This is a genomic window from Paenibacillus forsythiae T98 (genome assembly GCF_000520735.1).
GTDB lineage: Bacteria > Bacillota > Bacilli > Paenibacillales > Paenibacillaceae > Paenibacillus_AQ > Paenibacillus_AQ forsythiae.
The window spans coordinates 1-21,810 of the sequence record NZ_ASSC01000679.1 but is presented as its reverse complement, the minus strand read 5'-3'; the positions used below and the strand labels follow the sequence as shown (position 1 = coordinate 21,810).

The 21,810-nt window shown below is 51.4% G+C and carries 6 protein-coding genes and 1 pseudogene; all 7 read left to right on the top strand.

The annotated features are described in order from the left end of the window. The coding region (locus L692_RS33865) for a type I polyketide synthase (RefSeq protein WP_025701968.1) at window positions 1-2,914 on the top strand (2,914 nt) is incomplete at its 5' end. After that, the gene (locus L692_RS0120870; protein WP_025701967.1) at window positions 2,907-3,155 is read left to right on the top strand and encodes an acyl carrier protein; all 249 of its coding nucleotides are present in this window, start codon (window positions 2,907-2,909) and stop codon (window positions 3,153-3,155) included. The genes L692_RS33865 and L692_RS0120870, both read left to right, overlap by 8 nt. Window positions 3,156-3,302: 147 nt before the next feature. Beyond that, the gene (locus L692_RS0120865) at window positions 3,303-4,562 is read left to right on the top strand and encodes a hydroxymethylglutaryl-CoA synthase family protein (RefSeq protein WP_025701966.1); all 1,260 of its coding nucleotides are present in this window, start codon (window positions 3,303-3,305) and stop codon (window positions 4,560-4,562) included. Beyond that, window positions 4,562-5,329 (top strand): annotated as a pseudogene (locus L692_RS33635) (enoyl-CoA hydratase/isomerase); the annotation flags it as partial. The gene L692_RS0120865 and the pseudogene L692_RS33635, both read left to right, overlap by 1 nt. Before the next feature lie 6 nt (window positions 5,330-5,335). Further along, window positions 5,336-6,082 (top strand): polyketide synthase, encoded by a 747-nt coding sequence (locus tag L692_RS33080; RefSeq protein ID WP_025701965.1) that lies wholly within the window; start codon window positions 5,336-5,338, stop codon window positions 6,080-6,082. 33 nt (window positions 6,083-6,115) lie between these two features. Further along, window positions 6,116-11,935 carry an SDR family NAD(P)-dependent oxidoreductase gene (locus L692_RS0120855; RefSeq protein ID WP_025701964.1) on the top strand — a complete coding sequence of 1,940 codons (5,820 nt, stop codon included), beginning with the start codon at window positions 6,116-6,118 and terminating at the stop codon, window positions 11,933-11,935. A 28-nt stretch (window positions 11,936-11,963) separates the two neighbouring features. Continuing rightward, a partial coding sequence (locus L692_RS29670) for an SDR family NAD(P)-dependent oxidoreductase (RefSeq protein WP_025701963.1) occupies window positions 11,964-21,810 on the top strand: 9,847 nt, incomplete at its 3' end.

Genomic DNA, 21,810 nt, shown 5'->3' with positions numbered 1-21,810 from the left:
CAAGTGGGGCGGATTTCTGGAAGGCGTGAACGAGTTTGATCCGCTTTTCTTCCACATCTCCCGCAAAGAGGCGGAATTTATGGATCCGCAGGAAAGGCTCTTCTTGGAGTGTGTATACGAAACGTTAGAAGATGCAGGCTACACGAAGGAGACGCTTGGAACAGACGTGGAGCGGAGAAGGGCTCGAAGCGTGGGAGTATATGTTGGTGTTATGTACCAGGAATATCAGCTTTACGGAGCGCAAGAAACGATTAAGGGCAATCCGATGGCTTTATCCGGCAGTTCCTCCTCCATTGCAAATAGGGTATCTTATTTCTGTAATTTCCAAGGCCCGAGCGTAGCGGTAGACACCATGTGTTCATCTTCATTGACCGCCATTCATTTTGCTTGCCAAAGCCTAAAGCTGGGCGAGTGTGAGACGGCCATAGCGGGTGGTGTGAACATATCCATTCATCCGAACAAATATTTGGCGCTGGGCCAAGGGAAATTCGCGTCAAGCAATGGCCGGTGCGCAAGCTTCGGGGAGGATGGCGATGGTTATGTACCTGGAGAGGGCGTAGGCGCTGTACTGCTTAAACCCCTGGATCGTGCCATTGCCGATGGAGATCGGATTTACGGAGTAATCACAGCGAGCGCCATCAACCACGGAGGAAAAACAAACGGGTATACCGTCCCCAATCCGCACGCACAGGCGGAGGTCATCCGCCAGACTTTGGAGCAGTCGGGAGTTCATCCAAGGACGATTAGCTATGTCGAGGCGCATGGGACGGGAACTTCTCTTGGAGATCCGATCGAAATCGCTGGGCTGTCGGGAGTTTTCAGTGAATACAGTGAGGACAAGCAGTTCTGTGCAATCGGATCGGTCAAATCGAATATCGGACACTGCGAAAGCGCTGCGGGGATTGCCGGGTTGACAAAAGTGCTCCTTCAAATGAAGCATCGTCAATTGGTACCTTCTCTTCATGCAAGGAAGCTGAATCCGAACATTGATTTTAGCTCGACTCCATTCGTGGTTCAGCAGCAGCTCGTGGAATGGAAGCGCCCGAAGGTAAACATCGGAGGGACTACCAAGGAATATCCGCTGATTGCGGGATTGTCTTCTTTCGGAGCGGGAGGCTCTAACGCACATTTGATGATTCGGGAGTACACTCCGACGCAACCATCCGAACTGTCGCCGGTGCCGCCTCTCTCCAGCCAGCCGGCTCTGGTTGTTTTGTCTGCTAAAAATGAGAAACGTTTGCGAGAACAAGCGCAGCAATTGCTGTCTGCCATTCGCGAACGGGATCTGACGGATGACAATTTGGCTGACCTCGCTTACACGCTGCAGGTCGGCAGGGAAGCGATGGAAGAACGATGGGCTGCTTTGGCAAGCTCCATGAAGGAGCTTGAAACGAGGCTCGATGGTTTCGTGGCAAGCCGAACGGCAGAGGGAACGTACTATCGGGGACGTCTCGTCCGTGGCAATGGAATAACGCAGTGGAGCGGCGATGATGAGAATTTTGCGGATAACACACAGCGATTGGCCGCCGGACAGAAATACGATGAGCTTCTGGCGTTTTGGGTCCAAGGTCTGGATGTGGATTGGAGTTTACTGTACGGCAAGTCTAAACCGCGCCGAATCGGTCTGCCCACTTATCCATTTGCAAGGGAGCGCTATGGGGTTCCGGGAACGGGAAGCAGACAGCATAGGGCTGGTGGAATCGGCTCGAATGCCGATTCTGCTGCAGTCAAGATGGTGGAAGCAGCACCAACGGCGTTTATGCAGCCAGATTCCTCCGCGAACCCTGCGTTCTCCCTGATTAAATCGACCGAGTCATCTGCGAAGGTTGAAAATACGGAAACAGGAACCATATCCTTGCTTCCGTTATCGGAATATCGTGAGATTAAAAGGTCTGCCGAGCCTAATTGGCTCCAAAGGCCATTAATTCCTTTGGCTGCAATCGAGGACGTTAATTACGTCAGTCTTTCCTCCCGACCGATGGCAGAAGAGGAGGATTCACAGAAGATGCTGCCAACGGTTCCCTCTGTCGACGAACAGGAGCCTAGGCATGAACCTCCTTGGTTGGACGCAACAGAGGGGACAGCTGCCTCTGGCGCAGGAACCTTCAGTTTGAACGTTCTTATGGAGGAACTGACAGCCAGCTTGGCGGAAGCTATGATGATGGAGCCGGAAGAACTGGATATCCACAGCAGATTTACGGACATTGGAGTCGACTCGATCATTGGAGTGGAATGGATCAAGGCGGTGAACAGAACTTACGGAACCTCAATTACGGTGGCCAAAGTATACGATTACTCCACTATCGCTGATTTTGCTTTGTACCTGCAAGGTCAACTCCAGAGTGTGGGGGCTGCTAATTCTGTGACCGTGGCGGAAAGCCAGCCGATGTCTCAACAAATGTTACATGATCAGGTTCAGGAGATTGAATGGAAAAAAACGGTGTCCGGGTTTAATGCTGCGGAGTGGCCGCAACCTGGACTAGCGACAAGGCCGGAAGTTCAGCCTTTAATTAACTCCAAAGAAACCAATGCGGTTTCTATCGAGCAATTGCAACTGGATTTGACCGAAAGCTTGGCGGAGGCCATGTTCATGCATCCGGACGAAGTTTGCGCAACAAGCAATTTTACGGATATCGGCGTAGACTCGATTATAGGAGTCGAATGGATCAAGGCGGTGAACCAAAAGTACGGAACGTCCATTACGGCTACAAAAATCTATGATTATCCGAATATCATTGCATTTTCGGCTTTACTGTCCAGTGAAATTGACAAACAAACGGGGGAGTCCCGGTACGGAACGGAACTGGGGAATCTTGAAGATATCTTGGCCAAAGTCGTAGAGGGTAAAGTTGAGATCGGCCAAGCCGACCAATGGATCAAAAAAATTATTTCGGAGGAGGGTACACATGACTAAAGAGGAGATTGTTCAGATCATCGCTCAGCATATTTGTGAAATTATTCCCGAACTTAAGAATCACGAGTTCAAACCAACGGACAAACTTGTAGACTTGGGTGCCAATTCGATGGATCGGGCGGAGATCGTAATGATGACCATGGAATCCTTATCTCTGCAAGTTCCTCTCGTTCATTTGTCCGGTGCCCAAAATATAGGAGAACTGGCCGACTCCATATACGAAAAGCTGCAATTATTCTAGCATGCTGATCGCGGGCTTAAGCGCCTGGATAGGCAAAAGGTAAAGCTTACTGGGAGCGGAGATTGGAAGTCTGCCTTTTTTTCGCAACGCATAAGCGAACGGCGGGTCTGGCAGGCTTCCTTTTTTAGCAAAGAAGGAGGGTGTCCTTTGATTTCAGTTGGAATTGAAGCGATGAATGTGTTTGGCGGGACGGCGTATCTCGATGTTATGGATTTGGCCCGTTACCGCAATCTGGATACGAACCGGTTCGAGAATTTATTAATGAAGGAAAAGGCGGTGTCCTTGCCTTATGAGGACCCGGTCACCTTCGGTGTGAATGCTGCAAGGCCACTGGTTGAAGCTCTCTCGATGGAAGAACGGGAAAGCATCGAGTTGCTGATTACCTGTACAGAATCCGGCATTGATTTTGGAAAGTCCATCAGCACATATATTCACCATTATCTGGGACTTAGCCGTAATTGCCGTTTATTCGAAATCAAGCAAGCCTGTTATTCGGGAACGGCCGGTTTTCAAATGGCAGTCAATTTTATTTTATCCCAGTCCTCCCCCGGAGCAAAGGCATTGGTGGTGGCCACGGACATTTCACGGTTCATCGTCACTCAAGGGGGCGATTCCTTGACCGAGGACTGGTCCTACGCGGAGCCGAGCGCGGGGGCTGGAGCAGTGGCACTCTTGGTCAGCGACAAGCCCTATGTATTTCAAGTGGATGTCGGTGCCAACGGTTATTATGGCTATGAGGTAATGGATACCTGCAGACCTATTCCCGACAGTGAGGCCGGCGATTCGGATTTGTCGCTGTCCTCTTATTTAGATTGTTGCGAGCAGACGTTTCTTGAATACAAGAAAAGGGTCCGTGATGTGGATTACAGAAAAACCTTTCAATACCTTTCCTTTCACAGCCCCTTTGGCGGGATGGTGAAGGGCGCGCACCGCACAATGATGCGCAAGCATGCTCAGGCCAAGCCAACAGAAATCGAAGAAGATTTCAAGCAGCGCGTATGGCCGGGAATCCGATACTGCCAGCGGGTAGGCAACATTATGGGGGGAACGGTCCTTCTTTCCCTGGCCAGTACGATTGATTACAGCCGTTTCGAAGGAGCAAAACGTGTCGGATGCTTTTCCTACGGATCAGGCTGCTGTTCGGAATTTTTCAGCGGGGTGATTTCCAATCAGGGTCAGCACGTTCAAAGGCGATTTGCTATTGAACAGCAGTTGGACGAGCGCTACCGCCTATCTATTGACGAATATGAAGTATTATTGCAGGGCAGCGGCGCCGTCAAGTTCGGTACCCGAAACGTCGAGCTGGACTTTGATCTTATCCCGGGAGCTGTACAGGCGATTGGGGGAAAACAGCGACTATTCCTGGAAGAAATTCGGGAGTTCCATCGTGTCTACAGGTGGTCATAATGAACTTCCAAACTATTCGGGTTCGTTATCAGGAGAAGGTATGCTATATCACTTTTCATCGTCCGGAGGCACGCAATGCCATTAACGACCAGATGATCGAAGAATGCGGCAGTGTATTGGATGCTTGTGAGCAGAGGGACATCACCATTGTTGTACTGCAAGGCTCGTCCGATGCATTTTGCTTTGGAGCCGATTTTCAGGAAATTCACGATTCCATTGCAAACGGCATATTCAGGGAAAGTAATCCGGAGCCGCTGTACGAGCTGTGGATGAAAATGACGACAGGGCCGTATATCACAATCTCGGATGTCCGCGGCGAAGTTAAAGCGGGTGGGGTCGGATTTGTCGCCGCAAGCGACATCGTTATTGCCGACCATAGCGCCAAGTTCAGCCTGTCGGAACTGTTATTCGGCCTTTACCCGGCATGTGTGCTTCCATTTTTGATCCGGCGGACCGGTTTTCAGAAAGCTCATTATTTCACATTGATGACTCGGCCGGTCGGTGTCGAGGAGGCGCTTGAAAGCGGACTGGTCGACGTCTTGGCGGAGTCGAACCACGACATGCTTCGCAGGCATCTTTTACGTTTGGCACGCTTGGACAAGAAGGCGATTATGCGGTACAAGCGATATGTATCGGGATTAGACGATGCTTTGCAGAAATCCAGGCAGGCTGCTGTATCCGCTAACCGAGAAATGTTTTCCGACCGTGGAGTTATAGAGGGGATATTCAGTTTTGTAAACAATGGGGAATTCCCTTCGAAGGAGGAAGCACATGTGGAAGCTGCCGTAGACTGCCGAGAAATTGAGCCTGGCATTGTTCAGATAACCATGCAGGACCGCATTCATAAAAATACGTTTTCTGACAGTCTTGTAATAGGTCTGACTGAGGCTTTCAAATCAATCCATGATAATTCAGCTTATAAAGCGGTGATTCTTACCGGCTATGACAGTTACTTTTCTTCCGGAGGCACGAAAGAAGCTTTGCTCGCAATACATGACCATCGTTTAAAATTTACCGATTCCAACATTTACAGTTTGGCTCTTGACTGCAGGATTCCGGTCATCGCGGCTATGCAAGGCCATGGAATCGGTGGTGGTTTTGTAATGGGAATGTTTTCTGATTTCGTCATATTCAGCAGGGAAAGCGTTTATACCGCTAATTTTATGAAGTACGGCTTTACGCCGGGCATGGGAGCAACGTTGATTTTGCCGGAAAAGCTCGGCAATGGACTGGCTGGAGAAATGCTGCTGACAGGCGGTAACTACCGGGGAGCCGAATTAGAGAAAAGAGGTATTCCTTATCCGGTGCTGCCGCGTGAAAAGGTAATGGGGCATGCTCTTCAATTGGCCAGGCAACTCGCCGAGAAACCCCGCCTTTCTTTAATCACGCTCAAAGATCACCTGGTCGCGCCTCTAAGGGCGAAACTGCCCTCAGTCATTGCGCAAGAGGTCGCTATGCATGAGAAGACCTTTCATCAAGCGGAAGTGAAGGAAAGAATTCAGACATTGTTCGGGAATTGATTAAGAATATTCAGGAGAGAGGTTTTTTTATCCATGGACTATCAGGAGATATTGCGTGCGCTTCAAGACGGCCGGATCGATCCCGATGAGGCGAAAAATGAAATAATGAAGCGGTCCAAAGTTTCCGGCGTCGCTCTCCACAGCAGCCTGTCATCCAAGAGCCATACTCAGTCAGGTGGAAGTCATCAGACTCCATCGGCTCTGGGTGACGGTTACGGACTTGTTCTTGATACCGTACGGGACCTCAATGAATTGTCGCTTCAACCATGGTCAGTGCAGAAACCTTTGCAAGGCGAGATTAGCCTTAAAGTTAAGGCATCGGCAATCAATTTTCCGGATACCATGTGTGTGAAGGGTTTGTATCCGACCATGCCGGAATATCCTTTTGTGCCAGGATTCGAAGTATCTGGAGTTGTGACCGCCGTCGGAGAAGGCGTGAACGAATTCCATGTCGGGGATGAGATCATTGCGCTCACTGGCCAACAGATGGGAGGGCATGCCAGCCAAGTAAATGTACCCGCCATGAACGCGGTCCGTAAACCGCACAACATCTCTTTTGAAGAAGCTTGCAGTTTACCGGTTGTGTTCGCCACCGTTTACCATGCGTTCAAAATCGGAAATCTTGGGCCACGCGAACATGTATTAATACAGACGGCTACGGGCGGCTGCGGGCTGATCGCCATCCAACTCGCCAGACTCCAAGGCTGTATTTGCTACGGAACCTCCAGCAAGCCTGAGAAACTGGACATTTTGAATCGGCTGTACGTCCCATACGCCCTGAATTATAAAACCTCTCCGTTTGATCTGGAAATTAAGAGGATGACCGAAGGGCGGGGGGTTGACGTCGTCTTAAATATGCTTTCCGGAGACGCCATACAAAAGGGGCTTAATTGCCTTGCGCCTTCCGGCAGGTATTTGGAGCTGGCTGTGCATGCGTTGAAAACAAGCGCAAAATTGGATTTGTCCAAGTTAGTCCGGAACCAATCCATTTACAGCATAGACTTGCGCCAAATCGGAGCTGGCCCGGGTTTTCACAAGGAGATATTGGAGACGCTGGTCGCGATGGTCGAGTCGGAACAAATCGTACCCATCGTTTCACGTATCTATCCCCTGAACCGGATTAAAGAAGCATTGGAATTCGTCGGAAGCGGCCAGCATATCGGTAAGGTAGTCATCAGTCACGAGAGCAATGAAATTCATGACCATACAGAGCTCCTGATTCGGCGTATGCTGAAGCAGAAAGAGCGCTCGGAAAGCCGCAGTCCCACGGTAACCGCCGAATCATTGTCCCCGAAGCTTCCGGTTGCTCCGCTGAACGGCCGGGAGGAGGGGGTTGCGATTATCGGAATGTCGGGTCAATTCCCGAAATCCGGTACGTTGTCCGAGTTCTGGGAGAATATTGCCCAGGGCCGTGATTGCGTATCTGAAATACCTGCCGAGCGGTGGCCGCTGAATAAGTATTATGATCCCGATCCGAAGGCTCCCGGAAAAACTTACTGTAGGTGGATGGGCGCACTGGATGATGTGGACAAGTTCGATCCGCTGTTTTTTAATATCTCTCCCATTGAAGCGGAACTCATGGACCCGCAGCAGCGTCTGTTCTTGGAAAACAGTTGGAAATGCATAGAGGATGCGGGCATAAGTCCGGCGTCTATGTCGGGCAGCCGCTGCGGTGTTTTTGTTGGTTGCGGCGCGGGCGATTATGGCCGCTCAATGGGCAGCGAAACGATGAATGCGCAAGGTCTCATGGGAGGTGCGCCTTCCATTCTTAGTGCGCGGATTTCCTATCTGCTAAATCTGAAAGGGCCTTGTTTGGCCATTGATACGGCCTGCTCTTCCTCTCTTGTAGCCATCGCGGAAGCTTGCAACAGCCTTATTCTCCGTACAAGTGACATGGCATTGGCCGGCGGCGTCAACGTTATGTCGGGTCCGACGATGCATGTGATGACCAGCAAGGCGGGAATGCTCTCCAAGGATGGGCGTTGCTTTACGTTCGACGACCGGGCAAACGGATTCGTACCGGGAGAAGGAGTCGGCGTCCTACTGTTAAAGCGGCTTTCTGATGCAGTGCGTGACCAGGATCCCATTTATGGAGTCATTCGTGGATGGGCGATTAACCAGGACGGTAAAACCAACGGTATTACGGCTCCCAGTGCACAGTCGCAAACCGCTTTGGAGAAAGAAGTTTACGAGCGCTTTCATATTGATCCGGAAACGATTACTTTAATCGAGGCGCATGGGACGGGAACAAAGCTCGGCGACCCAATTGAAGTAGAGGCGCTAACGGAATCCTTCCGTTCCTTTACGCAAAAGACAAACTATTGCGCACTAGGTTCGGTCAAAAGTAATATCGGGCATCTGCTTGCCGCCTCGGGGGTGTCCGGCGTGATCAAAACCTTGCTCGCTCTCAAATATCGTATGCTGCCGCCAACCGTTCATTTTCAATCGCTGAATGAACACATCTTGCTGGAGCAGAGTCCATTCTATGTTAATACCGAATTAAAGCCTTGGCACACCGAGGAAGGGGGGCCAAGGCGGGCAGGTGTTAGTTCTTTCGGATTCAGCGGTACGAATGCGCATGTGGTTATTGAAGAATACATATCCGATTCATCAAGCAACGAGTTGCCGTCGGTCGCTGGGAAGCCTTGTAGCCCGCACTTGTTTCCTTTGTCTGCCAAAAACGAGGAGCAGCTTCGCGTTTACGCCCATGATATGCAGAACTTTTTGAAAAATAATGCAGGACTAAATCTTGCGGATGCGGCATATACCCTTCAAACCGGCAGGGAGGCGATGGATTGCCGCTTAGCGATCATTGCTGACTCTTTGCAGTCTTTGTGCGACGCGCTCTGCGCCTTTGCGGATGGCAGTCCGGCAGAAGGGACGCTGACAGGGCAAATCAGGAAACGCAAAGAGGGACGGGTTGTACTTGCCGTGGATACAGAACTGGTTAGAGGCTGGTTCCGGACAGGCAAGCTGGATCAAGTTGCGGATTCATGGTGTAAAGGCATGATGACCGATTGGGCTGAGCTGTACGAGGGGAGGAAACCGTGCCGAGTCCATCTGCCCGCCTATCCGTTTGCCAAGGAAAGGCATTGGCTGTCCGAAACGCAGTCAAAGGCAGTACAGGCGTCGGAATTCCGCCTTGATGCCGGGTCCCTCCATCCTCTTATTCACACCAATGTTTCAGATAATTCAGGATTGCATTATCGGACAAGCTTCACGGGGAAGGAGTTTTTTTTCACGGATCATGTCGTAGGCGGGCATCGCACGATGCCGGGGGCGGCTTTTTTGGAAATGGCCCGGGAGTCAGCTGTTCAAGCGGCAGGCACCTCTGGCGAACGCCCGGGTATCGTTCGGATCAGGAACACGGTATGGCTCCGGCCGATCGTTGCTGCCGCAGATGTCGGGGTAAATGTCCGCGTATCGCTCACCTCGTCAGATGATGGAGAAATAGTTTATAAGGTCAGCAGCAGTTCCGGCGAGAAGCGAGCCGAGCCGACTCTTCACGGACAGGGGACTGTTGCGCTCCTGTCTGCTGCGGGGCAACCGGATCAATGGGATATTCAAAGTATTCTGGCGGACTGTACACTATATAAGCTTTCGTCGGGGGATTGTTATCAAGCGTTCGAAGCAATGGGGATTCGATATGGACCTGCCCATCAAGGATTGACTGAAGTGCATGTGGGGGAAGGACAGCTTCTCGCAAGACTCTCTCTGCCCGATTGCGTCTTCGGCACGTTTGAATCTTATGTTCTTCATCCGTCAATGTTGGACTCTGCGCTCCAGTCGGCTATTGGGTTCATATGGAGCTCTGTTGATGCCAAGGGGAGCAGCGGAGATGACCGGCCAAAACCGTACCTGCCGTTTGCGTTGGACGAGCTTGAAATATACGCTGCCTGCCAACCGTCCATGTGGGCCTCCGTCCGCATTAGGGCGGATGAAGGTTCACATAGCGGTAAAATACAACGGTTGGATATTGACCTTTGTGATGAGAACGGCAAAGTGTGCGTTCGCATCAAAGGCTTTTCCACCAGAAGCAGTGTTGGCGGGAACATAGAGGCGACGGAGAAGGGAACCGGAGACTCCGTTGATCCAGCAGCCAGCATGACCGGCAGCACCGCGCTTGTTCCCGTTTGGGATACCGCAGTTCCAGCTATGTCCATATCAGACGAGCGGCGGGAAGGCGTTGTTATTTTCGGCGGAGAGGCTGCTGAACAGGCAGTGCTGCTTCAGCGCTACCCGCATGCGAAGGTATTAGACATGTCATTAAGCGGAGCGATCGAGGATTTTGAGGCAAGCGTAAGTCGCTGCGGGTCGGTGGAACATATCGTCTGGATAGCTCCGCATCATCAACCATTTGCCCCTGTCGAAGAGGCGCTTTTGGAAACGCAGAACGGGAGTGTGCTTCAACTGTTTCGACTGGTGAAAGCTTTGCTTCGGTTAGACTATGGAAGCAGGAACATTACCTGGAGCGTCATCACGAAAAATGCGCAGGCTATCCGGAAACAGGATAGGCCAAACTCCGCTCATGCCGGTATTCATGGCTTCATAGGATCAATGGCGAAGGAGCACCCATGTTGGAGCGTCCGGCTGATTGATCTAGAGGTCAATGCGGCGTGGCCAGTGGAGCAGATGTTCAGGCTTCCTCCTGACCCTCAAGGAGATGCCTGGGGTTACCGTCAAGGCGAATGGTTTCGTCAAACGCTGATTCCTTGCCAGATTTCCTCCGCATCTCCCTCCGCTTATCGCCATGGCGGCGTTTATGTTGTTATTGGAGGCGCAGGTGGCATCGGGGAAGTGTGGAGCGAATATATGATTCGCAATTATCGGGCGAGAGTTGTCTGGCTCGGGCGGCGCCCTGCTGATGATTCTATTAGGACGCGTATCGGTCGGCTGGCGGCATTAGGTCCGGCACCTGAATACGTCAGAGCGGATGCTGCCGATCGCGGGTCGCTTGAACAGGCCTATGAGACGGTGAAAAAAAAGTTTGGGGCCATTCACGGAGTGGTGCATTCCGCGATCGTGCTTCTTGACCAGAGTCTTGCTCATATGGAGGAGGAACGGTTTCAAGCCGGTATGGCCGCAAAAACAGATGTCAGTGTGAGAATCGCTCAAGTTTTTGAACGGGAGACATTGGATTTTATTTTGTTTTTCTCTTCGTTCAACTCCATGCTAAAGTCAGCGGGACAAAGCAATTACACAGCAGGCTGCACGTTCAAGGATGCGTTTGCCGCTCAATTGTCACGAGAGCGGTCCTGTAAGATCAAGGTAATCAATTGGGGATATTGGGGATCGGTCGGATCTGTAGCCACCCGCAGGTATCAAGAACGCATGGCCCGAGTCGGTTTGGGATCTATCGAACCGGAAGAGGCAATGGCCGTATTGGAGAGTCTGCTCACCGGGCCGGTAGATCAGTTGGCTTTGCTCAAGGCGACTATGCCTAATGTCATGGGCAGTTTGGTGTCCGGCGACAGCCTAAGAATTTATCCGAGTAAGGCAGAGTCGGTGGCGGAACGAATGATGCAGCGGCTGGCAGTCGGATGCGATTCATCAGAATGCTCTAAACAAATCGCAGACTTAGATTTAGCTTGCAGCGATAAGCAGGGAGCGCCTGGACATATACTGGAAAATTTGCTGCACATCGCCGCGGATATTCTGAAAGTGGAACAAGCGGACATTGACACAGAAGCGGCGTGGAGGGAGTGCGGGTTCGATCCCTTAACCCTAGCATGTCTAGCTGACGAGTTGAGCCGTACTTACAATATGGATATCAATGCCGAAATGATTCAGGAACGAATGACGCTAAGCAGCATTGCGGAGTTCGTATCCGAGAAAGGCAAATATGTGCCGTAAGGTCTTAAGTGCGAAAGGAGGGCTTTAAGTGAAGAGAACAGACGCGCTGCCAATGGAACAAATGGACCGTCTTCTCTGCGGGTTGTTGTGGGAACAACTGCAAGCGTTAGGCTGGTTCAACGAGCGGAAAATAATGAAGACTGAGCTTGGAAAAAGCGCTAAATTACCGGGATACTACTCTAAATGGTTGGAAGCCAGTATCTTGTTTTTTATTCAATATGGCTATCTCAAAGATTGCGGAGATCACTTCCAGGCATCAGAAGACTCCATCGGTGGGGAACCCGGCATATGGCAGATTTGGGAGAGACAAACAACAGAATGGCTTGGGAATACCGATATCAAATCCCAGCTTACTTTGGTCGACGCCACGATACGCGCGTTGCCAGACATATTAAGCGGCAGGGTTCAGGCGACAGAAATTTTGTTTCCCGACGCTTCTATGGAATTAGTAGAGGGCATATACAAGCATAATCCAATTGCGGATTATTTTAACGACGTACTTGCTGACTGCGTCGAAGCGTATGTTGTGGAAAGACTGGCTCAGGAACCGGCGGCTGCCCTCCGGATACTTGAAATCGGTGCCGGTACAGGAGGAACCAGTGCCGTAGTACTCCAAAGACTGGAGGCGTATCGGACGAGCATTGAGGAGTACTGCTATACCGATATCTCCAAGGCGTTTCTATTTCATGCGGAAAAAGAGTTCGTTCCGGATCGGCCCTTTCTCGCCCCCCGTTTGTTTAATGTGGAGGAGCCGATTGAAAGCCAGGGGATCGAAGCGGGTGCTTACGATCTCGTGATCGCCACTAACGTGCTTCACGCCACGAAGCAGATTCGGCAGACTGTACGGAACGCCAAGGCCGTTTTGAAGCGCAACGGTTTAATGCTGCTCAATGAGATGAGCATGAACTCTGTATTTACTCATCTGACCTTTGGACTGCTTGAGGGCTGGTGGCTTTATGAGGATGCTGCGCTGCGGATTCCGGGATGTCCGGGGCTGACGCCGGAATCTTGGCAAGGGGTGCTGGAAGACGAGGGGTTTAAATCGCTCTTTTTTCCCGCTATGGACGCCCATAACAGGGGGCAGCAAATTATTGTAGCGGAAAGTGACGGTCTGGTAAGGCAGAATAACAATCACTATACCTATCCGGTTGAGAGGGATTTGCGCGGGCAGGTGAAAGCTATGGAATCCAGCCTGCTGAAGGATGACACTCAGCCGCGGGTAATTGCCGAAGGAATGGAAGTATCGGAAGAAACATTGCGGGAAAGAGGCACCGCCCTGTTGAAAAAGCTGGTAGGCGAATCTTTGAAAATCCCGGCACATAAGCTTGATGCTTTCGAAACTCTGGAGACCTACGGTGTTGATTCGATTGTTGTTGTTCAGCTTGCGGAACAATTCAAAACAGTCTTGCCGAATGCAAGCAGCACTTTATTTTTTGAATATCCGACGATTGATGCCCTGACCCGTTTTTTCATCGAGAATCACAGAGAGAAACTGTTGAAGGCAACCGGTTTGATTGAAGAGGCGCCACCCTGTCTGCCAGCAGCCGGAGCGGTGATGGCGGCGACCCCAATGAAGGAAAAGGCGGTAAACGCCTCGCCGGCGTCCTATTTGCACGCATCCAGCCAATCGGCCTCTATTAAGGAGTCCTTGCCGACTACGCACGTGAATGATATCGCAATCATTGGTCTTTCCGGACGTTATCCCGATGCGGATGATGTAAGTGAGTATTGGCAGAACCTGAAGGAAGGAAGAAATTGCGTAACGGAGATTCCGCAAGACCGCTGGGATTGGCGGAATTATTTCGATCCGGCGAAAGGCAAAAAAGGGACCATCTATTCGAAGTGGGGAGGCTTTATCCGGAATATAGATAAGTTCGACCCGCTTTTTTTTCAAATTTCGCCGAAGGAAGCGGAGCAGATGGACCCGCAGGAGAGATTATTCCTGCAAGAAGCGTATGCCTGCATTGAAGATGCGGGTTATACCGCGAAAGCGCTTAGCGAAAGCGGAAAGGTCGGTGTGTTCGTCGGTGTAATGAACGGGAATTACCCTTCCGGCGCAAGCTATTGGTCGGCCGCCAACCGTCTGTCCTATCTGCTGAATTTCCGCGGACCAAGCCTTGCTGTGGACACGGCCTGCTCCTCCTCGTTAACCGCTATTCATTTAGCTTTAGAAAGCATTTACAGCGGTGTAAGCGAATGTGCGATCGCCGGTGGGGTCAACCTGATTGTCGATCCTGTGCATTATATGAAACTATCGGCCATGAACATGCTGACTCCCGGAGACCGGTGCAGATCATTCGGCGAAGGCGCCGATGGCTTTGTCGATGGCGAAGGCGTAGGAGCGGTCCTTTTGAAGCCGCTGCAGAAGGCCGTAACGGACGGAGATCATATTTATGGCGTAATTAAGGGCAGTATGCTGAATGCCGGCGGCAGAACGAACGGGTACACCGTTCCAAGCCCCGGGGCGCAATGCGATCTTGTGGCGGATGCCTTTAGCCGCGCAAGGATTAATGCCCGCACAGTCAGCTATCTCGAAGCTCATGGCACGGGAACGGCGCTGGGAGATCCCATTGAAATCGAGGGGCTTACCCGCGCTTTTGAAAAAGATACGAAAGACAGGCAGTTCTGCGCTATTGGGTCGGCGAAATCGGGCATTGGGCACTGCGAAAGCGCAGCCGGCATCGCCGGCTTGACCAAAGTGCTTCTCCAGATGAAGCACGGACAACTGGTACCGTCTTTGCATGCCGCATCGTTAAATTCCAATATAGATTTCAGACAAACGCCTTTTACCGTACAGAGGGAGCTTGCCGAATGGAAAAGACCGGTAATCGAAATCGATGGAAAGACCGCCGAATATCCAAGAATTGCGGGGATTTCGTCTTTCGGAGCAGGTGGAGCCAACGCCCATGTGGTTATCGAGGAATATATTCCGGCAGAAGACTTGCCTGCGGGTTCGGCGGTCGCATCGGGCAACCTTGCTCTAATTGTTCTGTCGGCTAAGAACGAGGAGCGTTTGAAAGAAAAGGCGCAACTACTCATATCGGCTGTCACGGAGCGGAAGCTGTCCGAACAAGACTTGTATGATATTGCGTATACCCTTCAAGTCGGCCGGGAGGCCATGGAAGAGCGACTTGCATTTGCAGCCGCCAGTATAACGGAAATGCTTGATAAATTGGCGGGGTATTTGGATGGACGGGACGATATTAGCAGCTTTTATCAAGGCCGGGTTAAACCAAATAAGGAATCGATTGCATTGTTTTCAACAGACGAGGATTTGCAAAGAGCGGTTGAGGCGTGGCTGGTCAAAAGAAAATATGGGAAATTTCTCGACCTTTGGGTTAAGGGAATGAATCTGGATTGGTTGAAGCTGTACGATGGAGGCAAGCCCAGAAGGATTAGCCTGCCCACATATCCCTTTGCAAAGGAGTCCTATTGGATCTCAGGAAGCAAGACGTTAATATCTAAACCGGATGCCGGACAGCCCGGCCATCTTCATCCGCTGCTGCAGCGGAATACTTCTGATCTTGGCGGGTTGCGCTTTACTTCGGATTTGTCCGGGGATGATTTGTTCTTTACCCGTCTTGCAGACGGACAGCGGTTATTAAACGGATCGGTTCTTCTTGAAATGGCTCGGGCTGCGGCATCGCATTTGATTGGTGCAGCGTACGGAGGACAGGGGAGCATTGTTCTGAAATCATTCCTGTGGCACGGTGCGGTGTTATCAGGAGAATCCTCTTTGCGGCTGCATATTGAGCTGTACTCGGAGGACGATAGCGAGATCGCTTTCGAGATTTATAAGGATTCTGAGATGGCGGATGCCCCGCGCGAAAGGATTGCGGAGGGAACGATTCTTATAGGCCGACAACCACAGCGGCCAGTTATGGATCTCGCTTTTGAAACGAGGACGGGTGACGGCCTGAATGATGTTGCTTCGGGCGAACAGGCGTTAGATAGATATGAGCGGAGTGAAGGAACGGTTAGACTGATCCTACCCGATAATCTTGTCTCTCAGACAAAGGAGTATGGACTTTCATCCTTTATGCTGGATACGGTATTGCAATTGGCTTGTTCCCAGGATACGGATAATGAGGACGAATGCGGGTATATTGAACCGCGCTTTCTTGAGGAATTGGTCATTTATGAAACATTCTCGCCAGTTATGTGGGCTTCCATCCGATTTGTGGACCAAAGCGAGACCGGCGGTTGCCCAGTCATGGATATTGACTTCTGTGAAGATGGAGGCCGGGTATGCGCCAGCTTCAAGGGGCTAAGGGTTGCAAAATGCGCTGGCGAGGGGGAAATGTCCCCAAGGGTGCAGGCTGAATCCCAAGCACAAAAGGATGAGGCGGAGGAGGACTTCGAGCTCATGACTTTTGAGGAAGTCTGGAAAGAGAAGCCGTTGTCCAAGAAATCAGAAACGAAATTGAAGAATGTGGTTTGCTTTTTATCGGAGTCTAACCACCAACAGCTACTGAAGGAAATCGCCCGAGAGACCGATCCCGGTGTCAGACTTATTTTCATTGCCCAGGATACGGAATTTAGACAGCATTCCAAGGAGTTGTACGGACTGTCAAGGCATGAGCGGCATAACTACGATCTGGTTATCGATAGTATCCTTAAAGACTTTGGTGAGCCGGAAGCCTTCTTGCACTTATGGCCGCTTGAAGATGCCGCCTGCATCCAAGACTGTTCAAGCATTGTCTATTCACTACAGGCTATCGTGTCGGCAAGGCTTGAAAGCGCCCGCATCATTCTTGCGGCGCCGTTTAGGAATGATCTGGAACATTGCTTCGGAGAATCATGGCTAGGCTTTGAACGATCAGTGCCACAAATCCGTCCCCAAACTGAGGTATCCGTGATCCTGCACGAATTATCCTCCCCGGAAGCGGAAGGAGCGGTGGAACTATGTCTCACGAACTGCTGGAACGAGCTGTATGCGGTTAAGGCCGAAAGCGTGACGTACCAGACAGGGAGAAGATGGGTGTCAGCCGTGCAGCCGGTTGAGCGGCAGGATACGTTGAAAATGCTTAAACAGGGCGGGACTTACTTGATTACGGGCGGATGCGGCGGACTTGGACGCTTGTTTGCGAAGCATTTGGCAAAGAAGTATTCCGCCAATCTGATATTGACCGGCCGTTCGGCGGTTGATTCCGAGAAACAGCAATTGATAAGCGAGCTTGAGCGGTTGGGAGCCAAGGTCTTTTATGCACAGGCTGATGTCTGTGACCGTATATCCATGCAAGAGGCAATTCAGCAGGCACGGAACCATTTCCAAACCGGATTGGACGGTGTTCTCCACGCAGCAGGGCTGGAAAGCGGCCAAAGCCTTATGAATAAGGATATGAGCAGCTTTGAGCGGGTCTTGGGCCCTAAAGTATCAGGAACCCTTGTACTGGAAGATGTTCTCCAGAACGAGACGCTCGACTTCCTATGTTATTTTTCTTCGACATCGGCAATTCTGGGGGATTTTGGATCATGTGACTATGCCGTAGCTAATCGTTTTCAGGCCGCGTACGCCCGATACCGGAACAAGGAAAAATGGCAAAAAGGCCGGCCTGCTAAGGTGATGGCAATCCTCTGGCCGCTATGGAAAAACGGGGGGATGAAAGTCGGCGAAGACGGGGAAACCAAGCTGTATTTGAGTGCAAGCGGCCAGCGTGAGTTGCGCGAGGAAGAGGGAGTGGCCCTATTCGAAAACCTTCTGGGGCAGAAGCAGTCCAGTCAGATGGTGCTGGCCGGAAAGCGCGGCAAGGTATACCGACTTCTGGGATTGACGCAGGAAACGGCAGAGCCGATTTCTCCATCGGTCCCGAGCCAGTTAGGTAAGGGAAGACGGCCGGAAATGAAAGGGTTCACGATCGAGCAATGTCTGGAGTGGGATTTGAAGGAACTGGTGCACCGCATTCTAATGGTCACGCGAGATCGAATTGATACAGTTGATAACTTGGCTGAGTTCGGATTTGATTCCATTACGCTAACCGAATTCGCCACGTTATTAACACAGCAGTACGGGATTGAAATTACACCCGCGCTTTTCTTTGGACATTCCACTTTGGAGAAATTGATCGGCTATTATTTGAGCGGACACCGGGAGGTCATCGAAGAATATTACAGAGAGCGGCTGTCCTCAGTTCCGGTCAGCCTCCCGTCGCCCGGGACATTAAGCCCTGTTCCCCGGCAGCGCGCCTCTCACCGTCGCTATAGACAGGGACAGGGTATGAGCCATCCGGCTAATCAACCCGAGCCGATAGCGATCATCGGTATGAGCGGGCGATTCCCGCAGGCAAGAAATACAGAAGCGATGTGGAGAGTCCTTTCAGAAGGAGTCGACGCGGTTCATGAAGCATCAGAGGAACGCCGCAGCTTGATGGGCGATACAGTTCCTTGGCGCTGCGGCTGGGTATCGGGTGTCGATGAATTCGATCCCTTGTTCTTCGAAATCTCGCCAAAGGAAGCGGAACTGATGGACCCGAGACAGCGTCTGCTTCTGCAGGAGTCGTGGGCAGCCCTTGAGGATGCGGGCTATGGAGCTAAGCAGATTGGCAGCGGAAAGATCGGGATGTTCGTCGGTGCAGAGGACGGTGATTACCAGTTCCATGTCAAGGAGACGGGCAGCATTACGTCCAACCATAATGCGATGTTGGCTGCGCGTTTGTCGTATTTCTTAAACTTAAACGGCCCTGTGATGACTATTAATACAGCCTGCTCCTCCGGTCTGGTCGCGGCGCATCAGGCCTGTCTGAGCTTGCTGAACCAGGAATGCGATACGGCTATTGCGGCTGGTGTTAACCTTATGCTAACCCCTATGTTTCTGCAGGGGATGAGCAGGGCAGGCATGCTGTCAGCCGACGGGAAATGCTTTGCTTTCGACAGACGAGCCAACGGGATGGTTCCGGGTGAGGCCGTCGCGGCCGTAGTGTTGAAACGGCTATCGCAAGCCGAGAAAGACGGTGATCCGATCTATGCAGTCATTAAAGGCAGCGGGATCAATTATGACGGTAAGACCAATGGCATTACGGTGCCAAGCGGTGTCTCTCAGGCGTCTCTGTTAAAAAGCATGTATGAGCGGTACAATGTCAACCCTGAAGAAATCGAATATATCGTTACGCACGGCACGGGAACGAAATTGGGTGATCCTGTTGAAATCAATGCTCTTTATGAAACGTTCAAAGAATATACGGCGAAGCGGGAATACTGCGCCTTAACTTCTTCGAAGACTAATTTCGGGCACACCTTTGCAGCATCCGGTCTGGTCAGCTTAATCGGTCTGGTGCAAGCGATGAATCATCAGACCATTCCTGCAAGCCTGCATTGCGAACAGGAGAACGAGTATATCAACTGGAGGGACAGTCCTTTTTATATCAATAAAATGAACAAGCACTGGCCGGAGAGACCAGGAAAAAGAAGAACGGGGGCGGTCAGCGCATTTGGAATGAGCGGCACTAACGCTCATATGCTTATTGAAAGTTATTCCGCGCCGTCAAAGATATCGGATTCGGCCCCATATCAAGTGCTTGCACTTTCAGCGAAATCGGAAGAAGCTCTGCGGCTTAAAATTACCCGGATGGTTGAAGAATTACAGAACAGCGACGGTGCAGATTTGGAACAGATCAGCTACACACTGCTTGAGGGCAGATGGCATCATCCGCATCGCATAGCTGTTGTAGTGCAGGATAAAGACCATGCGATCCATCTCTTAACTAAAGCTGGAGACGGGGAGAAGCTCTCTAATATGTTCCGCGGGAAGGCAGGCAAAGGATTTTCAGGCCAAAAAGCGATTGAGCAGCTTATACGGGATTTGCTTACACAAAGCTATTCGCAGCGGGAGCGTGCAGACAGGTATCAGGAGACCTTGCTCACTTTGGCGGATCTTTACTGTCAGGGCTATGAAATCGACTGGAATATGCTTTTTGAGGGAGAGCAGCAGCGGGTCCATTTATCCGCATATCCGTTTGCTCAAGAGCGGTACTTTATTGGACCTCCAGCTTCGATACCTAGCATCAGTACAGCCGATTTCCCGAAGACGGCCGCTAATTTGGAGAAACAGAAGCATTCCGAGAGATCGGCAAGGTGGATTAAAAAGCATTGGGAACCGTTCGAGGAAAGTGCAACCAGAACCGTCGGCGGCACTGTGGTGATTTTATCAAATGACGAAACGCATATGCTGGCTTCCAAGCTGTCGAAGTATTTTTCGGATGCCGAAATAATAGATATCAGTAACGACCTAACATTTATTCCTCAAGATAGGGATTTCGGGAAAAATTATGATGGCTGTATAGACCTTATCGGTTGCGGAGGGGAGCAAGAGCCTTCCTTGGACGGAATGACTTGGCTGCAACAATTCATAGACGACAGCCGGGAGGCAGGGATCACGGTGTTGGGTGTCACCGCTGGACTGGAATCGTTCGCTAACGAACACATTCGTTTAACCGGGGCAATGCGTGCTTCTTTATACCGCATGTTGCAAAGCGAATACCGGAAAATCCGTTCCCGGCATTTGGATGTCGAACGGTTGGACGATATTGCGGTGGGTCAGATCGCCGCTGAATTCATTCTTGCAAGCAAGGAGCCTGAAATCAGCTACCGGGGAGGCAAACGTTTCAAGAGCATTTTGAAGGATATCCGGACAAGTCTGGAAGAAACGAGTACGCCAATGTTTCCGCAAGATCAAGTGTTATGGATTACCGGGGGAACCCGGGGGCTGGGAGCGCTGTGCGCCCGGCATTTTGTGACGAACTACGGTGTGAAACGACTTCTGCTTTCGGGGAAAGAGCCGCTGCCGCACCGAAATGATTGGGAGGATTGCCTGAAGCGGAATGAGGCAGCCGCCGCCAAGATTCGGCTGATTCAAGATTTGGAAGCTGAAGGTGTGCAGGTTCAAGTTCGCGCTCTTAAAATGAACGATCCGGAGGCCATGGAGAACGCATTAAAAGAAGTTAGGGCAATTATGGGCCCGATTGGCGGTATTCTTCATTGTGCGGGAACCGGGGATCGCGAGCACCCTGCCTTCATCCGCAAGCCGATCGACCGTATGCGGGAGGTAATGGAGCCGAAGGTGTCCGGGCTGCGTCAATTATATGAATGCGTCAAAAGTGAACCCTTGCGCTTCTTTGTATTGTTTTCATCGGTGTCGGCTGCTGTTCCTGCGCTCGCTTCGGGGCAAAGCGACTATGCTATGGCAAATGCCTATATGGACTACTTTGCTGAAGCTCACTCTTTGGAAGCTCCGATTGTCAGCATTCAATGGCCCAGCTGGAAAGAGACGGGAATGGGCGAGGTTAAAAGCGCAGTCTATGAGAATTCCGGCCTATTAAGCCTTTCGAATGCCGAAGGGCTGAGCTTTTTGGACGGCGTCCTCTCGGGAAACCCGGGCTCTGTTATTCTACCTGTAATGGTGGATGCCGCCTCCTGGCAGACCGGGCATCTGGCGGGCAGCGGTCTCAGAGGGGACGTCAAGCCGGAAACTCTCCCGATGCCTTCGCTGGGAGGGGGAGACGGACGAACGGATTCATTGTTCACCGCTACCCAAAATTGGCTATTGCAGATGGTCGCGAAGGAGCTAAAGCTTGATCCGGCAAAACTGGAAGTCGATACTCCCTTTCAAGATTACGGGGCCGATTCCATCATCCTTGCCCAATTGATGAAATTTATCGGTAAAACGGTTCAGGCCGAGATAGATCCGTCGATTCTTTACGAATATGCCACCATCTCTTCACTGGCGAAATGGCTCTCGGTGACCTATGCTTCCGTCTTGGCTGAAGCGATAGGAGGGACCGTTCCGGGAGAGGTTACCGGCGGCGTCGCCATGAGAGGGATCAACGCCGTGGAGACAGCCCCTGCCGCTGAAGCGGTTAACGAACCGCTAGCCGCAGGGG

Bases quoted from the DNA above. Each gene is read 5' to 3' on its own strand.
- L692_RS0120870 (WP_025701967.1), top strand. From the start codon at position 2,907: ATGACTAAAGAGGAGATTGTTCAGATCATCGCTCAGCATATTTGTGAA.
- L692_RS0120855 (WP_025701964.1), top strand. From the start codon at position 6,116: ATGGACTATCAGGAGATATTGCGTGCGCTTCAAGACGGCCGGATCGAT.